This is a genomic window from Curtobacterium flaccumfaciens (genome assembly GCF_013359815.1).
Classification (GTDB): domain Bacteria; phylum Actinomycetota; class Actinomycetes; order Actinomycetales; family Microbacteriaceae; genus Curtobacterium; species Curtobacterium flaccumfaciens.
Genome location: NZ_JABMCF010000031.1, coordinates 21,329 through 39,752, shown reverse-complemented (window position 1 = coordinate 39,752; position 18,424 = coordinate 21,329). Strand labels below are relative to the sequence as shown.

17 protein-coding genes are annotated in these 18,424 nt (G+C 69.5%); 1 reads left to right on the top strand and 16 read right to left on the bottom strand.

What is annotated here, in order from left to right:
• Position 1 precedes the first annotated feature (1 nt).
• The 10 genes from atpD to HP445_RS03020 form a co-directional block, all read right to left on the bottom strand.
• Entirely contained in the window at positions 2-1,456 is a 1,455-nt protein-coding gene (gene atpD, locus HP445_RS03065; protein ID WP_017885744.1) for a F0F1 ATP synthase subunit beta, read from the bottom strand.
• A 47-nt stretch (positions 1,457-1,503) separates the two neighbouring features.
• Positions 1,504-2,406 (bottom strand): F0F1 ATP synthase subunit gamma, encoded by a 903-nt coding sequence (locus tag HP445_RS03060; RefSeq protein ID WP_110864050.1) that lies wholly within the window; start codon positions 2,404-2,406, stop codon positions 1,504-1,506.
• Positions 2,407-4,035, bottom strand: a complete 1,629-nt coding sequence (gene atpA, locus HP445_RS03055; protein WP_027465778.1) for a F0F1 ATP synthase subunit alpha — start codon at positions 4,033-4,035, stop codon at positions 2,407-2,409.
• Between the two features lie 108 nt (positions 4,036-4,143).
• Positions 4,144-4,938 carry a F0F1 ATP synthase subunit delta gene (locus tag HP445_RS03050; RefSeq protein WP_111033768.1) on the bottom strand — a complete coding sequence of 265 codons (795 nt, stop codon included), beginning with the start codon at positions 4,936-4,938 and terminating at the stop codon, positions 4,144-4,146.
• A 2-nt stretch (positions 4,939-4,940) separates the two neighbouring features.
• On the bottom strand, positions 4,941-5,495 hold the full coding sequence (locus HP445_RS03045) for a F0F1 ATP synthase subunit B (RefSeq protein WP_071404610.1): 555 nt from the start codon (positions 5,493-5,495) through the stop codon (positions 4,941-4,943).
• A 9-nt stretch (positions 5,496-5,504) separates the two neighbouring features.
• On the bottom strand, positions 5,505-5,747 hold the full coding sequence (gene atpE / locus HP445_RS03040) for an ATP synthase F0 subunit C (RefSeq protein WP_017885749.1): 243 nt from the start codon (positions 5,745-5,747) through the stop codon (positions 5,505-5,507).
• 61 nt (positions 5,748-5,808) lie between these two features.
• Positions 5,809-6,669 (bottom strand): F0F1 ATP synthase subunit A, encoded by an 861-nt coding sequence (atpB, locus tag HP445_RS03035; RefSeq protein ID WP_241660362.1) that lies wholly within the window; start codon positions 6,667-6,669, stop codon positions 5,809-5,811.
• 107 nt (positions 6,670-6,776) lie between these two features.
• Entirely contained in the window at positions 6,777-7,268 is a 492-nt protein-coding gene (locus HP445_RS03030; protein ID WP_217499674.1) for a Cg1360 family ATP-synthase-associated protein, read from the bottom strand.
• A complete protein-coding gene (locus HP445_RS03025) occupies positions 7,265-8,491 on the bottom strand; it encodes an MraY family glycosyltransferase (protein WP_027465783.1) in 1,227 nt (408 codons plus the stop codon). Before HP445_RS03025 ends, HP445_RS03030 begins: the two co-directional genes overlap by 4 nt.
• Positions 8,488-9,162, bottom strand: a complete 675-nt coding sequence (locus tag HP445_RS03020; RefSeq protein ID WP_128780000.1) for an L-threonylcarbamoyladenylate synthase — start codon at positions 9,160-9,162, stop codon at positions 8,488-8,490. The genes HP445_RS03025 and HP445_RS03020 overlap by 4 nt, the downstream gene beginning before the upstream one ends.
• Positions 9,163-9,199: 37 nt before the next feature.
• On the opposite strand from HP445_RS03020, the gene HP445_RS19065 reads away from it, so the two are divergent.
• Positions 9,200-9,853 carry an HAD family hydrolase gene (locus HP445_RS19065; RefSeq protein ID WP_164941119.1) on the top strand — a complete coding sequence of 218 codons (654 nt, stop codon included), beginning with the start codon at positions 9,200-9,202 and terminating at the stop codon, positions 9,851-9,853.
• A 480-nt stretch (positions 9,854-10,333) separates the two neighbouring features.
• Here HP445_RS19065 and prmC read toward each other — a convergent pair whose 3' ends face one another.
• The 6 genes from prmC to HP445_RS02985 all read right to left on the bottom strand — a co-directional run bounded on the left by prmC (position 10,334) and on the right by HP445_RS02985 (position 18,395).
• Positions 10,334-11,209, bottom strand: coding sequence for a peptide chain release factor N(5)-glutamine methyltransferase (gene prmC / locus HP445_RS03010; RefSeq protein WP_110864066.1), 876 nt, complete (start codon positions 11,207-11,209; stop codon positions 10,334-10,336).
• 83 nt (positions 11,210-11,292) lie between these two features.
• On the bottom strand, positions 11,293-12,375 hold the full coding sequence (gene prfA / locus HP445_RS03005; protein WP_111033766.1) for a peptide chain release factor 1: 1,083 nt from the start codon (positions 12,373-12,375) through the stop codon (positions 11,293-11,295).
• A gap of 3 nt (positions 12,376-12,378) precedes the next feature.
• The gene (gene rho, locus HP445_RS03000) at positions 12,379-14,724 is read right to left on the bottom strand and encodes a transcription termination factor Rho (protein WP_128780002.1); all 2,346 of its coding nucleotides are present in this window, start codon (positions 14,722-14,724) and stop codon (positions 12,379-12,381) included.
• Between the two features lie 180 nt (positions 14,725-14,904).
• Positions 14,905-15,888 (bottom strand): homoserine kinase, encoded by a 984-nt coding sequence (thrB, locus tag HP445_RS02995; protein ID WP_175330774.1) that lies wholly within the window; start codon positions 15,886-15,888, stop codon positions 14,905-14,907.
• 32 nt (positions 15,889-15,920) lie between these two features.
• On the bottom strand, positions 15,921-17,000 hold the full coding sequence (thrC, locus tag HP445_RS02990) for a threonine synthase (protein WP_071404606.1): 1,080 nt from the start codon (positions 16,998-17,000) through the stop codon (positions 15,921-15,923).
• Between the two features lie 87 nt (positions 17,001-17,087).
• Positions 17,088-18,395: a homoserine dehydrogenase gene (locus HP445_RS02985; RefSeq protein WP_128780003.1), complete on the bottom strand. Its 1,308-nt coding sequence runs from the start codon at positions 18,393-18,395 to the stop codon at positions 17,088-17,090.
• Between the last annotated feature and the right edge of the window lie 29 nt (positions 18,396-18,424).

Genomic DNA, 18,424 nt, shown 5'->3' with positions numbered 1-18,424 from the left:
GTCAGCGGTTCTCCTTCTGGATCTGAGCCCACTTCTCTTCCACGTCGTTGATGCCACCGACGTTGAAGAACGCCTGGGTCGCAACGTGGTCGAACTCGCCGTCGGCGATGGCGCGGAAGGACTCGATGGTGTCCTTGAGCGGCACCGTGGAGCCCTCGACACCCGTGAACTTCTTCGCCATGTAGGTGTTCTGCGAGAGGAACTGCTGGATACGACGAGCGCGCTCGACCGTGATCTTGTCCTCTTCGGAGAGCTCGTCGACACCGAGGATGGCGATGATCTCCTGCAGTTCCTTGTTCTTCTGGAGGATCTGCTTGACGCGCGTGGCCGTCTCGTAGTGGTCGGCACCCAGGTAGCGCGGGTCCATGATGCGCGACGTCGACGCCAGCGGGTCGATCGCGGGGTACAGACCCTGCGATGCGATCTCACGGGAGAGCTCGGTCGTCGCGTCGAGGTGCGCGAACGTGGTGGCCGGAGCCGGGTCGGTGTAGTCGTCAGCCGGCACGTAGATCGCCTGCAGCGAGGTGATCGAGTGACCACGCGTCGAGGTGATGCGCTCCTGGAGCACACCCATCTCGTCGGCGAGGTTGGGCTGGTAACCCACGGCGGACGGCATGCGGCCGAGCAGCGTCGAGACCTCGGAGCCGGCCTGCGTGAAGCGGAAGATGTTGTCGATGAAGAGGAGCACGTCCTGCTTCTGGACATCGCGGAAGTACTCCGCCATCGTCAGCGCCGACAGGGCCACGCGGAGACGCGTTCCCGGCGGCTCGTCCATCTGGCCGAACACGAGGGCCGTCTTGTCGAAGACACCCGCCTCTTCCATCTCACCGATGAGGTCGTTGCCCTCACGGGTGCGCTCCCCGACACCGGCGAACACCGAGACACCGCCGTGGTCCTGCGCGACGCGCTGGATCATCTCCTGGATGAGGACGGTCTTGCCGACGCCCGCACCACCGAAGAGGCCGATCTTGCCACCCTGCACGTACGGGGTGAGGAGGTCGATGGACTTGATGCCGGTCTCGAACATCGAGGTCTTGGACTCGAGCTGGTCGAAGGCCGGGGCCTTGCGGTGGATCGGCCAGCGCTCGGTGATCTCGAGCTTCTCGTCCGTGTTGAGCACGTTCCCGAGGACGTCGAAGACCTTGCCCTTGGTGACGTCGCCGACGGGGACCGAGATCGGAGCGCCCGAGTCACGGACCTCCTGGCCACGGACCAGGCCGTCGGTCGGCTTCAGGGAGATGGCACGGACGAGGTCGTCGCCGAGGTGCTGCGCGACCTCGAGGCCGATCTCCTGCGACGAGTCACCGATGGTGATGGTCGTGAACAGGAGGTTGTACATCTCCGGGATTGCGTCGTGGGGGAACTCGATGTCGACGACGGGGCCCGTGACACGGGCGATCCGGCCGACACCGGGCGCCGACGACGTCTCGACCGCGGTGGTTGCGGTGTCGGTCATGGCTGGTGCCTTCCTGAGGGTGGGTATCTGTCCGCGAACGACGCGGACTACTTCTTCTTCGACGAGAGGGCGTCGGCGCCGCCGACGATCTCGGAGATCTGCTGGGTGATCTCCGCCTGACGCGCGTTGTTCGCGAGTCGGGTGAAGTCACGGATCAGCGAGTCGGCGTTGTCGCTGGCCGCCTTCATCGCCTTCTGACGCGCGGCGTGCTCGGAAGCAGCCGACTGCAGCATGGCGTTGAAGATACGGCTCTCGATGTAGACCGGGAGCAGCGAGTCGAGCACCGCATCGGCGTCCGGCTCGAACTCGTAGAGCGGCAGGGGCTCGTTGCCCTCGGGCTCGTCGATGCCCTCGACGACCTCGAGGGGCAGCAGGCGAACGACCTGCGGCTCCTGGGTCGCCAGGCTGATGAACCGGTTGAACACGATGTGGATCTCGTCCACGCCGCCCTCAGCGGTGTCCTGGAGGAACTTCGCCACGACGGCGTCGCCGATCTCCTTGGCCGTCGAGAACTCCGGCTGGTCGGTGTTGCCGACCCACTGCTGCTCGGACGGACGCTCACGGAACGCGAAGTACCCGACGGACTTGCGGCCGACCAGGTAGTAGACGACGTCCTTGCCCTCGCTGCGGAGCAGGGAGGCGAGCTCCTCGCCCTGCTTGAGGACGTTCGTGCTGAACGCGCCGTTCAGGCCGCGGTCCGAGGTGAAGAGCACGACGGCAGCACGGGTCGACGACTCCGGCTCGGTGGTCAGCACGTGGTCGACGTTCGAGAACGTCGCCACGGCCGACACCGCACGCGTCACGGCCCGCGAGTACGGACCGGACGCAGCCATGCGGGCCTGCGCCTTCTGGATCCGCGACGCCGAGATCAGCTCCATGGCGCGGGTGACCTTCTTCGTGGTCTTCGCCGACTTGATCCGCTGGCGGTAGACCCGGACCTGCGCTGCCATCTAGCGACGACCCTTGACGATCTGCTCCTGGTCGACGTCCTCGGCGTCAGCCGCGTCGAACTGCTCGGAGCCGAGGGTCTTGCCGTCGCTCGTCTGGAAGCTCTTCGTGAACTCGTCGATCTGCTTGTCCATCTCGGCGACGGTCTCGTCGCTGAGCTGGTTCGTCTCGCGCAGGGTCGTGAGGACGTCGGAGTTGCGACGCAGGTGGTCGAGCAGTTCGGACTCGAAGCGGAGCACGTCCGGCACCGGGACGGTGTCGAGCTTGCCGTTCGTGCCGGCCCAGATCGAGACGACCTGCTCCTCGACCGGGTACGGCGAGTACTGCGGCTGCTTGAGGAGCTCGGTCAGCCGCGCACCGCGCTCCAGCTGGCGACGCGACGCCTGGTCGAGGTCGGACGCGAACATCGCGAACGCCTCGAGCGAGCGGTACTGCGCGAGCTCGAGCTTCAGCGTGCCGGAGACCTTCTTGATCGACTTCACCTGGGCGTCACCACCGACGCGGGACACCGAGATGCCCACGTCGACGGCCGGACGCTGGTTCGCGTTGAAGAGGTCCGACTGCAGGAAGATCTGGCCGTCGGTGATGGAGATCACGTTCGTCGGGATGTACGCCGAGACGTCGTTCGCCTTGGTCTCGATGATCGGGAGACCCGTCATCGAACCGGCGCCGAGCTCGTCGGACAGCTTCGCGCAACGCTCCAGCAGACGGGAGTGCAGGTAGAAGACGTCACCCGGGTATGCCTCGCGGCCCGGCGGACGACGCAGGAGGAGCGACACCGCACGGTAAGCCTCGGCCTGCTTCGACAGGTCATCGAAGATGATGAGGACGTGCTTGCCCTGGTACATCCAGTGCTGGCCGATGGCCGAACCGGTGTACGGGGCGAGGTACTTGAAGCCGGCCGGGTCGGAGGCCGGGGCGGCGACGATGGTGGTGTACTCCATCGCACCGGCGTCCTCGAGCGCACCCTTGACCGAGGCGATCGTGGAGCCCTTCTGGCCGATGGCGACGTAGATGCAGCGAACCTGCTTCTCCTCGTCGCCGGACTCCCAGTTGGCCTTCTGGTTGATGATCGTGTCGATCGCGATGGCCGTCTTGCCGGTCTGGCGGTCGCCGATGATCAGCTGACGCTGACCACGGCCGACGGGGATCATCGCGTCGATGGCCTTGATGCCGGTCTGCAGCGGCTGGTGGACCGACTTGCGGGCCATGACGCCGGGAGCCTGGAGCTCGAGGGCACGACGGCCCTCTGCGGCGATCTCGCCGAGACCGTCGATCGGGGCGCCGAGCGGGTCGACGACGCGACCGAGGAAGGCGTCGCCGACGGGGGCGGAGAGGACCTCACCCGTACGGGTGACCTCCATGCCCTCCTCGATGCCGCCGAACTCGCCGAGCACGATGGCACCGATCTCGTCTTCGTCGAGGTTCTGCGCCAGGCCGAGCGTGCCGTCCGCGAAGCGGATGAGCTCGTTCGCCATGACGCCGGGGAGACCCTCGACGTGGGCGATGCCGTCACCGGCGTCGGTGACGTGCCCGACCTCGGCCGTGGAGGCCTTCGTCGGCTCGTAGTTCGAGACGAAGTCCTTCAGGGCATCACGGATCTCATCGGGGCTGATGGTGATGTCTGCCATGGGATTTTCCTTGTGGTTTTCCGGGGCCCTTCGGCTCCGAGAGGGTGACGCTGCCGGACTCGGCAGTTCCCGTTGTGGACTTGGGGAGGAGCGGCTTCGACCGTACGCCTAGCCGGCGAGCTGGAGCCGGAGCTCCGAGAGTCGCGTGGACACGGTGCCGTCGATGACGTCGCCGCCGATCTGCACCCGGACCCCGCCGACGACCGTGGGGTCGACGACCTGGTTGATGCTGATGTCCTTGCCGTACCGCTCGGACAGACCGCGCGTGACGCGGGCCGACTGGGCGGGGGTCAGTGGCGTCGCCGTGACGACGGTCGCGACGAGCTTGCCGGCCTGCTCGGCCACGATGCGCGAGGCATCACGGACGATCTCACCGATGCGGCGGCCGCGGGGCTGCTGCACCAGGGCCGACACGATCGTGATCGTCTGCTCCGATGCCTTGGCACCGAGGAGCCGCTCGACGAGCGCGCCCTTCTGCTGGGGGCTGCCGAGCTTGGTGCCGAGCGCCAGCTCGAGGCCGGCGTCCGAGCGGACGGCGGTCTCGAAGGCGAACAGCTCCGACTCGATCGACGAGTCCGGACCCGCGGTGGCGGCGACGGCGCGGATGCCCGCGTCCTCGATGCCCGCGAGCAGGTCCTGCTGCGAGGACCAGCGCGAGCCGGCCACCGCGGTCAGGACCGCACGCGTCGCGTCCGACTGTCCGGCGAAGACGCGGTCGATGAGGACCTTCTTGCCGGCCGCGTCGGCCGTGGGGTCGGACAGCAGCCCGAGCAGCTGCGGCGCACCGGCGATCGCACGCCCGGAGGCGAGGATCTCGGCACCCGCGGCCAGGCCGGCGCTCGGACCGAGGTCCGACAGCACCGCCCTGGTGGACGCGAGTGCTTCTCTGGTAGCGCTGCGCATGCTCAGTGCTCCCCCGTCTTCGTGGCCTGCGAGGCCTCGAGGTCGGCGAGGAAGCGGTCGACCACTGCGGTCGACTTGGCGTCGTCCTTGAGCGACTCACCGATCACACCGGACGCGAGGTCCAGCGCGAGGGTGCCCACTTCGGACCGGAGTGCCTGGACGGCGCTCTGGCGCTCGGCCTCGATCTGCGCCTGGGCGTTGGCCGTGATGCGTGCTGCATCGGCGGCCGCCTGCTCGCGGACCTCGTTGCCGATCGCCGTGGCGTCGGCGCGGGCCTGCTCACGGATGCGCGAAGCCTCGGCACGTGCGTCAGCGAGCTGCTTGTTGTACTCGTCGAGCGCAGCAGCGGCCTGCTCCTGAGCGGCCTCGGCCTTCTTGATGCCGCCCTCGATGGCCTCGGTGCGCTCATCGAGCATCTTCGTGATGCGCGGCGTGACGACACGCCACATCACCAGGAAGATGATGACGAAGGCAAGCGCCGACCAGACGACGTCGTACAACGGCGGGATCAGCGGGTTGTGCGTCTCCTCCGCCGCGATGATGAGTGCGTTGTGCATCGAGGAGCCTTAGTTGGTGCCGGTGAAGATGAAGTACGTGGCGATACCGATGAAGGCCAGGGCCTCGGTGAAGGCGATACCGATGTACATGAGGGTCGTCAGGCGGCCCTGGAGCTCGGGCTGGCGAGCGACGGACTCGATCGTCTTACCGACGACGATGCCGACACCGATGGCCGGGCCGATCGCTGCGAGGCCGTAGCCAACCGTCGCGATGTTGCCGTTGATCTCCGCGAGAACGGTCGTTGCGTCCACGTGTTTTCCTTTCGAGGTGCGGGTCCGACGGTCGCCGGTCCCGTAGGGGGTCAGTGAGGAATCAGTGCTCGTCAGCCAGCGCCAGCTGGATGTAGACGGCGGTGAGGAGCATGAAGACGTAGGCCTGCAGCAGCGCGACGAGGACCTCGAAGAAGCTGAACGCGATGCCGAACGCGATGGTCCCGACGCCGAAGGCCTTGAAGCCGAGCGAAGCGTCGAAGAAGAAGAACTGCGTGGCCGAGAAGAACAGCACGAGGAGCAGGTGCCCCACGACCATGTTCATCAGGAGTCGCAGCGTCAGGGTGACGGGACGGAGCACGAAGGTGGAGACGAGCTCGATCGGCGTCACGATGATGTACAGCGGCCACGGCACCCCGGGCGGGAAGAGCGAGTTCTTGAGGAACGTGCCCGGGTGCTTGCGGAGGCCGGCGTAGATGAAGGCGAGGTACGCGACGATCGCCAGGATCATCGGCATCGCGATGCGGCTGGTGCCCGCGAGGTTCATGAACGGGACCAGACCGGTCAGGTTCATGAAGAGCACGCCGAAGAAGATCGTCGCCAGGAGCGGCAGGAAGCGCTTGCCGTCCTTCTCTCCGAGGTTGTCGAAGGTGTTGCGACGGACGACGTCGAACGCGTACTCGATGAACGCCTGACCGCGGTTCGGCACGAGCTTCAGTGCACGGGTGCCCACGAACGCGAACACCAGGAGCACGGCGACGGCGAAGAAACGGATGAGGACGAGCCGATCGATCTCGAACGGCGTCCCGGCGAAGAAGATCGCATCCGGGAAGAACTCGTTGATCGACGGACCATGGAACTCGGCGGCCTTGCTGCTCCCCGCCGCGACGGTGTCAACCGCAGCGGAGAGGGACAGGGGAAGAGCGTGGGATAGCAGCGCTGTCTCCTGTGTCGGCGCGCGCACATCATGGCACGCGATGGTGGACGTTGTGGAGGCTCGTCCGCCCCGAGCGAAAGGCTCCGGTAGCGGACTTCGAGAAGCCTATCAGGTGCGAGAGGCTTCCCGGCTTCTCAGACGCGGGGGGTCGGGTTCCCAGCGTCCGCGGAGTCGTCGAGGCCGTCGCCCGGCAGCCGGACGCCGATCGGGGTGCGGGCCTTCGCGACGGCGACGACGTCGATCACCAGGGAGCCGACGACCCCCGCGATGATCACGATCGCCAGCACCGGGAAGTCGACCCAGTCGCGGTCCTTGAGCAGGACCAGCAGCACGATGAAGACGATGAACTTGAGCAGCCAGGTGCCCATCACGATGCCGAAGAAGGCACCGGAGATCATCTGGCCCTTCGAGACGCGCAGCGCGACGAGGACACTGACCGCGGTGAGCCCGAGGAACACGACGCTCAGCACGGCGCCGAGCAGTCCCCCGACCAACCCCGGGCCGTCCGCGACGAGGAACCCGATGAGCCCGCCGACCACCGCGAGGGCGACGGCGAGGACCGCTCCCCAGGTGATGATGCGGCGGAACACCGGACGGACGTGGTCGAGCGCGTTCGGTGCGGTCACGTGATGTCTCCAGGGATCGTGCGGTCGTTGGCGGCCCGGTCGAGCGGGTCGAGGCTGGCGTCCACCACGGCGGCGGAACGGTTGGCGGTCTGGGCGGCGATCTCGGTGCGTTTCCGGCCGAGCGGCGCGAACGTCGCGACGGCGCAGACGGTGAAGCCGACGGACACGAAGACGACGACCCAGTACCAGTCCACGAAGAGGAACAGCAGGCACCCGAAGGCGACGGTCGCGGTCCACGCGTAGAAGATCAGCACCGCGTGGAAGTGCGAGTGCCCCATGTCGAGCAGGCGGTGGTGCAGGTGCTTCCTGTCGGCCGAGAACGGCGACTTGCCCGCGCTGAGCCGTCGGGTGACCGCGAGACCGAAGTCCAGGATCGGCACGATCAGGATCGCGAACGGCAGCAGGATCGGGATGAACGCCGGCAGCAGCGCCTGGCGTGTCTGCACCGCGGCCGGGTCGATGTTGCCCGTGACCGAGACCGCGCTCGTGGCCATCAGGAACCCGACGAGCAGCGCACCGGCGTCGCCCATGAAGAGCTTGGCGGGGTGCCAGTTCAGGATGAGGAAGCCGAAGCAGGCCCCGACGAGCACCGCGGTGAGCAGCGACGGCAGGTTGAAGAAGAACTCGGTCTGCACGACCACGCGGTTGATGAAGAACGTGTAGAGGAAGAACACCCCACCGGCGATGATCGCGACGCCGGCCACCAGGCCGTCGAGCCCGTCGATGAAGTTCACCGCGTTCATCACGAGCACCACCGCCAGCACGGTGAAGATCAGGCTCATGTACGACGAGCCGACGCCCAGCGTGTTGCCGATGGGCAGCGAGACGATCGCGACGCCCTGCCAGGCGAGGATGCCCGCCGCGATGATCTGCCCGGCGAGCTTCGTCATCCAGTCGAGGTCCCAGATGTCGTCCGCGACACCGAGGACCACGATGATGGTCGCTCCCCCGAGCACCGCGAGGACGCGGCCGGGTTCGGAGAACACGAGCCGGAAGTAGTCGGTCCCCGCGATCGACGGGAACAGGAACCAGGCCGCGAGCAACGAGACGATGACGCCGATGTACATCGCGATGCCGCCGAGCCGCGGCGTCGGGGTGCGGTGCACGTCCCGCTCGCGGACCTGCGGGTACCACTTGTACTTCAGCCCGAGCTTCCAGACGATCAGGCTCATCACGAAGCTCACGACCGCGGCGATGGCACCCGCGAGCAGGTAGTACTTCATGTGACGAGGTCGGCTCCGACGACCCGGACGATCTCCTCGTCGGGGATCACCCCGTGCCGGACGATGCGGAGCTTCCCGCCGTCCGACAGCCCGGTGGCGTCGACGATCGTCGAGCCGGTGCTGGCCTCGAAGCCGTCGTGCACCTCGACGGGTCCGCCGTCCAGGTAGATCGCGACGCTGTCACCGAGCATGCGCTCAGCGGCGTCGACGTCCATCGCGGCCGGGTCGCCCGTGGAGTTCGCGGACGAGACCGCGAGGGGCCCGACCTCCTGCAGGAGCTCGAGGGCGATCCGCGAGTCCGGCATCCGCAGCGCGACCGTACCGCGCGTCTCGCCGAGGTCCCAGTCGAGCGACGGCTGTGCGTGCAGGATGACGGTCAGCCCGCCCGGCCAGAACTCCGCCACCAGGTCGCGTACCGGCTGCGGGACCTCGCTGGCGAGGGCGTCGAGCGTGGGCGGACCGGGGATGAGCACGGGCGGCGGCGACTGCCGCGTGCGGCCCTTCGCGTCGAGCAGCCGCTGCACGGCCGTCGCGCTGAAGGCGTCCGCGGCGAGGCCGTAGACGGTGTCGGTGGGGACCACGACGAGCTCTCCGCGTCCGAGGGCGGCACGTGCGAGCCGCATCCCGGTCAGGAGCCCGTCGGAGTCGGTGCAGTCGTATCGGGATGCCATGACTCGACGATGATAGTGCGACACAATGGTGGACATCGTGAACGAGACGCCCGCACCCCCGCTCCTGTTCCTCTTCGACATGGACGACGTCCTGGTCCGGTACGACTGGCAGGTGCGCATGGCCGCACTCTCCGACTTCACCGGACACGAGTTCCAGGAGCTCCGTCGCCGCTGGTGGGACTGCGGTCACGAGATGCGCGCCGAGGCCGGTGGGTTCGCCGACGGCGACGAGTACCTGGCTGCGTTCGAGCGTGCGATGGAGTGCGACGTCCCCGAGGCCGACTGGGCCCGGATCCGCGGATCCGCCATGACCGAGCTGCCCGAGCGCATCGAGGCGGTCCGGATCGCGAGCGAGCACGGGCGTGTCGGGCTGCTCACCAACAACGGTCCGCTCGCCGGCCGCTGGATCCACGAGTGGGCGCCGTCCCTGCCCGAGGTCTTCGGCGAGCACCTGGACACCTCGAGCAACTTCGGCGCCCGGAAGCCCGAGCCCGAGGTCTTCCAGCGCGCGATCGCCCACCACGGCGTCCCCGCGGAGCGCACCTTCTTCGCCGACGACATGCCCGAGAACATCGCGGGTGCGCGGAGCGTCGGCATCCACGCGGTCCTGGTCGAGCACGACACCGACCTGCGGGAGCACGTCCGCGCCTTCGTCGCGGCGCAGCAGCGCGAGGCCTCCCCCGTCTCGTAGCCCACCACGCCCGTTCCTTCCCATCGCGGTCGCGCTGGAAAGCAGGAACGGGCACACCTGGTCATCCCGAACGACCCGGTACGCCCGATCCCACCAGGTACGCCCGGATCCGCCCAGCACACGCACGCGGCCGAGCGACGGGAGGCCCGCCCAGCGCCCGCCACGCCCGTTTCTTCCCATCGCGGTCGCGCTGGAAAGCAGGAACGGGCACACCTGGTCATTCCGAACGACCCGGTACGCCCGATCCCACCAGGTACGCCCGGATCCACCCGGCACACGCACGCATGGCCGAGCGACGGGAGGCCCGCCCCACGCCCGCCACGCCCGTTCCTTCCCATCGCGGTCGCGCTGGGAAGCAAGAACGGGCACACCTGGTCATTCCGAAAGACCCGGTACGCCCGATCTCACCAGGTACGCCCGGATTCTCCCGGCACGCCCGGATCCACGCGGCACCGGCCTGGAGGCGCGGCTCGGCTCCGGCTAGCGCGTCGCGGTGGTGGTGCGGTCGCGCCCCGTCAGGTCGACGTGCGTCTCCGGGGTGCGGAACCCCCGGCGCGCCAGGACCTCCCGGACGCCGGCGCCCTGCGGCTCGGCGTGCTCGACGACCAGGACTCCCCCGGGCACGAGCAACCGCCAGGCCGTCTCGGCGAGAGCCCGGACGGCGTCGAGGCCGTCCGGCCCGCCGTAGAGGGCCATCGCTGGGTCGTGGTCGCGGACCTCGGGGTCGATCGGGATCGCGTCGTCCGGCACGTACGGCGGGTTCGACACGACGACGGACACGGTGCCGTCGAGCTCCGGCAGCGCGTCGGCGAGGTCGCCCTCGACGAGCCGGACCGTCCCACCGTGGGCGTCGACGTTCCGCCGGGTCCAGGGCAGGGCCTCGGCGGACCGCTCGACGGCGTAGACCACGGCGTTCGGCACCTCGGTGTCCATCGCGATCGCGATCGCACCGCTGCCGGAGCCCAGGTCCACGGCGATCGGCTCGGGGACCGCGGTCGCCCGCAGCGCGTCGATGCCGAACTGCACGACGCCCTCGGTCTCCGGACGGGGCACGAACACGCCCGGTCCGACGGCCAGGGTGAGCGCGCGGAAGTACGCCTGCCCGGTGATGTGCTGCAGCGGCTCACGGGTGGCCCGACGGGCGACGGCGTGCCGGAAGCGCTCGACGTGCTCCGGTGCGATGCCGCCGCCGATGAGCGCACGGGCCTGGACGGCGCCGCGCGAGGTGTCGGTCGCCCACGCGAGCAGCAGCTCCGCGTCGACCCGGGGCGTCGGCACGCCGACGGCGACGAGCGCCGCGGTCGCCTGCTCGAGCAGGCGATCCGCGGCGTACGTGAGGGGCGTGTCGGCGGTGATCCTCCCCACCGGCTCGGCCGGGCCGTCGCTCCGCAGGCTCCGCGACGCCCCGGTACCGGCCGGCGTGGGCCCAGCCTCCAAGGTCACGCGTCCTGGTCGCCGATGGCGGCCAGACGCGCCTCTTCGTCCGCCTGGATGGCGGACTGGATGACGGGCTCGAGGGCACCGTTCATCACACGGTCGAGGTCGTACGCCTTGTAGCCGGTGCGGTGGTCCGCGATCCGGTTCTCCGGGAAGTTGTACGTGCGGATGCGCTCCGAACGGTCCATCCCGCGGATCTGCGACTTGCGCGCGTCCGAGGCGATCGCGTCGAGCTCCTCCTGCTGGCGCGCGAGGATGCGTGCGCGGAGCACGCGCATGCCGGCCTCGCGGTTCTGCAGCTGCGACTTCTCGTTCTGCATCGCCACCGTGATGCCCGTGGGCAGGTGGGTGATGCGGACCGCGGAGTCCGTCGTGTTGACGGATTGTCCGCCCGGGCCGGAGGACCGGTAGACGTCGATCTTGAGGTCGTTCTGGTTGATCTGGACCTCTTCGGGCTCGTCCACCTCGGGGAACACCAGCACGCCGGTGGTCGAGGTGTGGATGCGCCCCTGCGACTCGGTCTGCGGCACACGCTGGACGCGGTGCACACCGCCCTCGTACTTCAGGTGCGCCCAGACGCCCTGGGACGGATCGGTCGTGTTCGACTTGATCGCGACCTGGACGTCCTTGTAGCCACCCAGGTCGGACTCGGTGCGCTCGAGGAGCTCGATCTTCCAGCCCTTGGTCTCGGCGTAGTGCGAGTACATGCGCAGGAGGTCGGCCGCGAACAGCGCCGATTCCTCGCCGCCCTCGCCGCCCTTGATCTCCATGATGACGTCACGGCCGTCGTCGGGGTCGCGCGGGATGAGCAACCGCCGGAGACGCTCCTGGCGCTCCGACAGCTGCTCCTCGAGCCCGGGGACCTCGTCCGCGAACGCTGCGTCTTCACGGGCGAGTTCCTGGGCGGCGGCGAGGTCGTCCCCCGCCGCCTGCCAGGCCTCGTACGCGGACTTGATCTGGTTGAGCTCGGCGTACCGCCGGTTCACCTTCTTCGCCCGGGCCGCATCGGCGTGGAGCGCGGGGTCCGACAGCTGCTGTGTCAGGTCCTCGTGTTCCGCCAGCAGCCCCGCTACCGACTCGAACACGCGTTACTCCTGGTGGCCGTTGTGGTGGGCGCCGGTCGAGGGGACCGACTTCTGCACCTGCACCAGGAACTCGACGTTCGACTGCGTCTCCTTGAGGTTCCGCAGCACGATCTCGAGGGCCTGCTGCGGGTCGAGCCCGGCGAGGGCCCGGCGCAGACGCCAGGTGATCTTGACCTCGTCGGCGGAGAGCAGCTGCTCCTCGCGACGGGTGCCCGAGGCGTTCACGTCGACGGCGGGGAAGATCCGCTTGTCGGCGAGGTGACGGTTCAGGCGGAGCTCCATGTTGCCGGTGCCCTTGAACTCCTCGAAGATGACCTCGTCCATCTTGGAGCCGGTCTCGACGAGCGCGGTCGCGAGGATGGTCAGCGAGCCGCCGTCCTCGATGTTGCGCGCGGCACCGAAGAAGCGCTTCGGCGGGTAGAGCGCCGCCGAGTCGACGCCACCGGAGAGCACGCGGCCCGACGGCGGGGTCGACAGGTTGTACGCACGGCCCAGGCGGGTGATCGAGTCGAGCAGCAGCACGACGTCGTGGCCCAGCTCCACCAGGCGCTTCGCACGCTCGATGGCGAGCTCGGCGACGGTGGTGTGGTCCTCGGCGGGACGGTCGAAGGTCGAGGCGATGACCTCGCCCTTCACCGTGCGCTGCATGTCGGTGACCTCTTCGGGCCGCTCGTCGACGAGGACGACCATCAGGTGCGCCTCGGGGTTGTTCTTGGCGACGGCGTTCGCGATGGCCTGCAGCACGACGGTCTTGCCGGCCTTCGGCGGGGACACGATGAGACCGCGCTGGCCCTTGCCGATCGGCGACACGAGGTCGATGATGCGGGTCGACAGCTTGCCCGGCTCCGTCTCGAGGCGCAGGCGCTCGTTCGGGTACAGCGGGGTGAGGTCGTTGAAGTCGACACGGGCCGCGGCCTCGTCGGCGGACTGGCCGTTGATCGACTCGACGGCGACGAGCGCGTTGTACTTCTGGCGGCTCTGCTGCTCGCCGTCACGCGGCTGCTTGATCGAACCGACGACGGCGTCGCCCTTGCGCAGGTGGTACTTCTTCACCTGGCCGAGGGAGACGTAGACGTCGCTCGGGCCCGGCAGGTACCCGGTGGTGCGGACGAACGCGTAGTTGTCGAGGACGTCGAGGATGCCCGCGATCGGGATCAGGACGTCGTCCTCGGTGACCTCGGGCTCGAAGTCGTCGTTCTGGCCGCCACGGCCGCGCTTGCGGTCGCGCTGGCGACGGCTGCGGCCGCTCTCGGCCTCGTCGGCGTGCTGTTGCTGCTGCTGCTTCTGCTGGCCGCTCGTCTGCTGCTTCTGCTGACCGGCGTTCTGCTGCTGCTTCTGGTCGGCCTTGTCGTCCTGCTTGGCCTCGGCCTGCTTCGGCTGGTCGTTCTGCTTCTGGCCGCCGTTCTGCTGACCGTTCTGCTGCTCGCCGCCGTTCTGCTTCTGCTGGCCACCGTTCTGCTGGTCGGCACCGTTCTGCTTCTGCTGGCCGGCGTTCTGGCCGCCGTTCTGGCCGCCGTTCTGCTGCTCGGCGCCGTTCTGCTGCTCGCCGTTCTCGGCGTTCTGGCCACGGCCACGACCGCGACCACGGCTGCGACGACCGCGACGCGAGCCGCCCTCGCCCTGCTCGGAGTTCTGGTCGCCCTGGTCGCCGGACTCGTTCTGGTCCTGGTCGGCCTGGACGGCGGACGTCGGAGCCTGCTGGCCCTGCTGGCCCGCCTGGCTCGGCTGCTCGGCCTCGGCGGGTGCCGACGCCTGCTGGCCCTGGTCGGCGGCGCGCTGCTCGGCGCCACGCTGCTCGGTGCCACGCTGCTCGGTGCCACGCTGCTCGGCGTTCCGCTGGCCACGGCCACGGCGCTGGGAGCCGGACTGCGCGGCTTCCTGGGCGTCCTTCTCGGCGCGGACCTGGTCGAGCCCGGCGAGGAGGTCCTCGGTGCCGGTCTGGCCGTGGTTGGTGTGCTCGGCGGCCGAGGTCGGCGCGGCGTTCACGGTGCCACCGGACGACGCGCGGCGCGAACGACGGGCACGGCTCGGGGCTGCCGACTCGGCGGGTGCCTCGGGGTCGGCGACGGGTGCCTCGGCAGCGGGCTGCGCGGGGGTCTCGGCGGGCTCCGGCAGGGTCGGCTGCTCGGTGGCGGCCGGCTCGGCGGGGGTCTCGGCGACGGCGGCGGCCGGGGCGGCCGGCGTCTCGTCGACGGGACGCTTGTCCTCGATGGAGGCGATCAGGTCGCCCTTGCGGAGCTTGGAGAGCCCGGTGATGCCGAGCGAGGAGGCGATGCGCTGGAGCTCCGGGAGACGGAGGGCACGCAGATCGCTGGGGATCTCCACCTGGGCGGAGTTGTTGTCGGTCAAGGTCGGTGTTTCCTTTCGAACCGCAGAACGCGGAGAGTTTCCACCGTCCCGGATGCAGGGTGAGCATCGACCGCCGTTCAGACGACGGATCGGGATTCGGTGATCAGAAAGAGATGCACACTCGCGCACCGGACCCTGCGACGTCGCAGGAGCTGTCCTGAGGACGAGCGATCCGTACGGTTACGCGGGTTCGGCTTCGAGCGCCGAGTGCGCTGCCACTGTAGCACCACCGAGATCGACGGCCAGCATGAGCGGCCGCCAGTCGGATTCGGCGTGTCGCTGCACCAGTTCGGCGGCGGTCAGGCGCTGCGCCGGGTCGCTGCCGAGGACGAGCAGGCTCGGCCCGGCACCGGAGACCACCGCGGCGAGGCCGTGCTGTCGGAGCAACCGGATCAGGGCGTCGGTCTCGGGCATGGCGCTGGCGCGGTACGCCTGGTGCAGACGGTCCTCGGTCGCAGCGAGCAGCAGTTCGGGGCTCTGGATGAGTGCCGCCACGAGCAGCGCCGAACGGGAGACGTTGAACGCGGCGTCGGCGTGCGGGACCTGCTCGGGCTGCAGGGAGCGCGCGAGCTTGGTCGAGAGCGTCGAGGTCGGCACGAACACCACCGGGGCGACACCGCGGTGCACCAGGAGCCGCTTGTAGGCCGGGCCCTCGGCGGTCATCCACGCGATCGTCAGCCCGCCGAAGAGTGCCGGCGCGACGTTGTCCGGGTGGCCCTCCATCTCGGTGGCCAGGGTCAGGAGCGTCGAGGCGTCCAGGTCGACGATGCCCTCGAGGAGCCCACGGGCCGCCATCAGCCCGGCGACGATCGCCGCGGCGGAGGAACCGAGACCGCGGCCGTGCGGGATCGCGTTCGTGGCGTGCAGCTCGAGACCGGGCTGGTCGACACCGGCGTGCTCCAGACCACGGCGGACCGCACGGACGACGAGGTTCGTGTCGTCCGTGGCGACCTCACCGGCACCGACGCCCTCGACCGTGACGGTCGCGCCGGGTTCGGAGCGCACGCGCACCACGACCTCGTCGTAGAGCGAGAGCGCGAGGCCGAGCGAGTCGAAGCCGGGGCCGAGGTTCGCCGACGTGGCCGGTACCCGGACGCGGACCGCCGACCCGGTCGGCAGCGCACGGACCGCCCGTCCGGCCGGTACAGCACTGCGGGCGGTCATGCCCTCACCCGGTCCGGACGAGCGGTCGGAGATCACTGCTCGCTGACCAGACCGAGCACGTCGGCGATCGACTTCGTGTCGACCGGCACGCTCGTCGGGGTGACCTCGCCGCCGTCCGGCGTGCGGAGGGCCCACTGCGGGTCCTTCAGGCCGTGGCCCGTGACCGTGATGACGACCTTCGCGCCCTTCGGCACGACACCGGCGTCGGCACGCTCGAGGAGCCCGGCGACACCGATGGCCGATGCGGGCTCGACGAAGACGCCGACCTCGGCCGACAGGATGCGGTGTGCCGCGAGGATGGCCTCGTCGGTGATGGCACCGAAGTAGCCGTCGGTCTCCTCCCGCGCCTCGAGCGCGAACTGCCACGAGGCCGGGTTGCCGATGCGGATCGCCGAGGCGATGGTGTCGGGGTGCCGGACGACCTCGCCGTGCACGATCGGGGCGGAACCGGCGGCCTGGAACCCGAACATGCGGGGCAGCTTGGTGCTGCGGCCGGCGGCGACGTCCTCGCGGTAGCCGCGCGAGTACGCGGTGTAGTTGCCCGCGTTGCCGACGGGCAGGAAGTGGAAGTCCGGTGCGTCACCGAGGACGTCGACGACCTCGAACGCGGCGGTCTTCTGCCCCTCGATGCGGTCGTTGTTGACGGAGTTGACGAGGTGCACGGGGTAGTTCGCCGCCAGGTCGCGGGCGATGTCGAGGCAGTCGTCGAAGTTGCCCTGCACCTGCAGCAGCTGGGCGTCGTGGGCGACGGCCTGGCTGAGCTTGCCCATGGCGATCTTGCCCTCGGGTACGAGCACCGCGGCGGTGATGCCGGCGTGCGTGGCGTACGCGGCGGCCGAGGCGCTGGTGTTGCCGGTCGAGGCGCAGATGACGGCCTTCGCGCCGTGCTCGACGGCCTTCGAGATCGCCATCGTCATGCCGCGGTCCTTGAACGAACCCGTCGGGTTCATGCCCTCGAACTTCACGTAGACCTCGGCGCCGGTGCGCTCGGAGAGCCGACGAGCCGGGATGAGCGGCGTGCCGCCCTCACCGAGCGTGACGATGGGCGTCGCCTCGGTCACGTCGAGTCGGTCGGCGTACTCGCGCAGGACTCCCTGCCACTGGTGGGCCATCAGGCTTCTCTCTCTGTCCGGTGGGGTGGATCTGGTGGTGGTGCGGCTGGGTGGGCCGGCTGGTCGGCCTGGAGGCCCGTGGTCGCGTCAGCGACCGACGACGCGCAGGACGCTGGTGATGTCCAGGACGACGTCCTCGCCGCGGAGGGCGACGACGGTGTCGGCCAGGTCGGCCTCGCGCGCCAGGTGGGTGCCGATGACGAGCGTCGCGGTCCCCTCGGCTGCGCCGGTGGTGGTCTGTTCGACCGTCTCGACGCTGACGCCGTGCTTCGCGAGCACGCCGGCGACCGTCGACAGCACGCCGGGGGCGTCCGTGACGTGCAGGGTGATCTGGTAGCTCGTGCGGACGGTGCCGATCGGGAACACCGGCAGCTCGGACTGCGTCGACTCGGCGACACCCGGGCCGCCGATGACGTGCCGACGGGCCGCGGAGACCAGGTCGCCGAGGACCGCCGAGGCCGTCTCGACACCACCGGCACCCGCGCCGTAGAACATCAGGTCGCCGGCGGCCTCGGCCTCGACGAACACGGCGTTCTTCGCACCGTGCACGCTCGCGAGCGGGTGCGACTCGGGCACGAGGGCCGGGTAGACGCGGGCGCTGACACCCTCGCGGCCGTCCTCGTCGGTGAGCCGCTCGGCGGTCGCCAGGATCTTCACGACGTAGCCGGCCTTGCGGGCGGCGCGGACCTGGTCGATCGTGACGTGGGTGATGCCCTCGCGGTGCACGGCGGCGAGCGGCACCGAGGTGTGGAACGCCAGCGAGGCCAGGATCGCTGCCTTCTGCGCGGCGTCGTAGCCCTCGACGTCGGCGGTCGGGTCGGCCTCGGCGTAGCCCAGTTCCGTCGCGGTGGCCAGGGCGTCCTCGAACGTGGAACCCTTGCGGTCCATCAGGTCGAGGATGAAGTTCGTGGTGCCGTTGACGATGCCCATGATCCGGACGATGCGGTCACCGGCGAGCGAGTCGTGCAGCGGACGGATGATCGGGATCGCCCCGGCCACGGCGGCCTCGTAGTAGAGCTGCGCGCCGACCTGCTCGGCCGCGGCGAAGAGCTCCGGGCCGTGGGTCGCGAGCAGCGCCTTGTTGCCGGTGACGACGTCCGCGCCCGACTGCAGGGCCTGGAGCACGAGGGTGCGTGCCGGCTCGATGCCGCCGATGAGCTCGACGACGATGTCCGCGCCGAGGATGAGCGATGCCGCGTCCGTGGTGAAGAGCTCCGCCGGCAGGTCGACGTCGCGCTTGGCGTCCACGTCGCGCACGGCGATCCCGACCAGCTCGAGCCCGGCACCGGCGCGCGAGGCCAGCTCGTCGCCGTGCTCGAGGAGCAGTCGCGCGACCTGGGAACCGACCGAGCCGGCCCCGAGCAGCGCGACACGGACGTTGCGGTATTCGATCATCTGGTAGCGGTTCCTGTCGGTGGGGGTGC

Coding starts and splice junctions, on each gene's coding strand:
- atpD (WP_017885744.1), bottom strand. CDS start 1,456: ATGACCGACACCGCAACCACCGCGGTCGAGACGTCGTCGGCGCCCGGT.
- HP445_RS03060 (WP_110864050.1), bottom strand. CDS start 2,406: ATGGCAGCGCAGGTCCGGGTCTACCGCCAGCGGATCAAGTCGGCGAAG.
- atpA (WP_027465778.1), bottom strand. CDS start 4,035: ATGGCAGACATCACCATCAGCCCCGATGAGATCCGTGATGCCCTGAAG.
- HP445_RS03050 (WP_111033768.1), bottom strand. CDS start 4,938: ATGCGCAGCGCTACCAGAGAAGCACTCGCGTCCACCAGGGCGGTGCTG.
- HP445_RS03045 (WP_071404610.1), bottom strand. CDS start 5,495: ATGCACAACGCACTCATCATCGCGGCGGAGGAGACGCACAACCCGCTG.
- HP445_RS03025 (WP_027465783.1), bottom strand. CDS start 8,491: ATGAAGTACTACCTGCTCGCGGGTGCCATCGCCGCGGTCGTGAGCTTC.
- HP445_RS03020 (WP_128780000.1), bottom strand. CDS start 9,162: ATGGCATCCCGATACGACTGCACCGACTCCGACGGGCTCCTGACCGGG.
- thrB (WP_175330774.1), bottom strand. CDS start 15,888: ATGACCGCCCGCAGTGCTGTACCGGCCGGACGGGCGGTCCGTGCGCTG.
- thrC (WP_071404606.1), bottom strand. CDS start 17,000: ATGGCCCACCAGTGGCAGGGAGTCCTGCGCGAGTACGCCGACCGACTC.
- HP445_RS02985 (WP_128780003.1), bottom strand. CDS start 18,395: ATGATCGAATACCGCAACGTCCGTGTCGCGCTGCTCGGGGCCGGCTCG.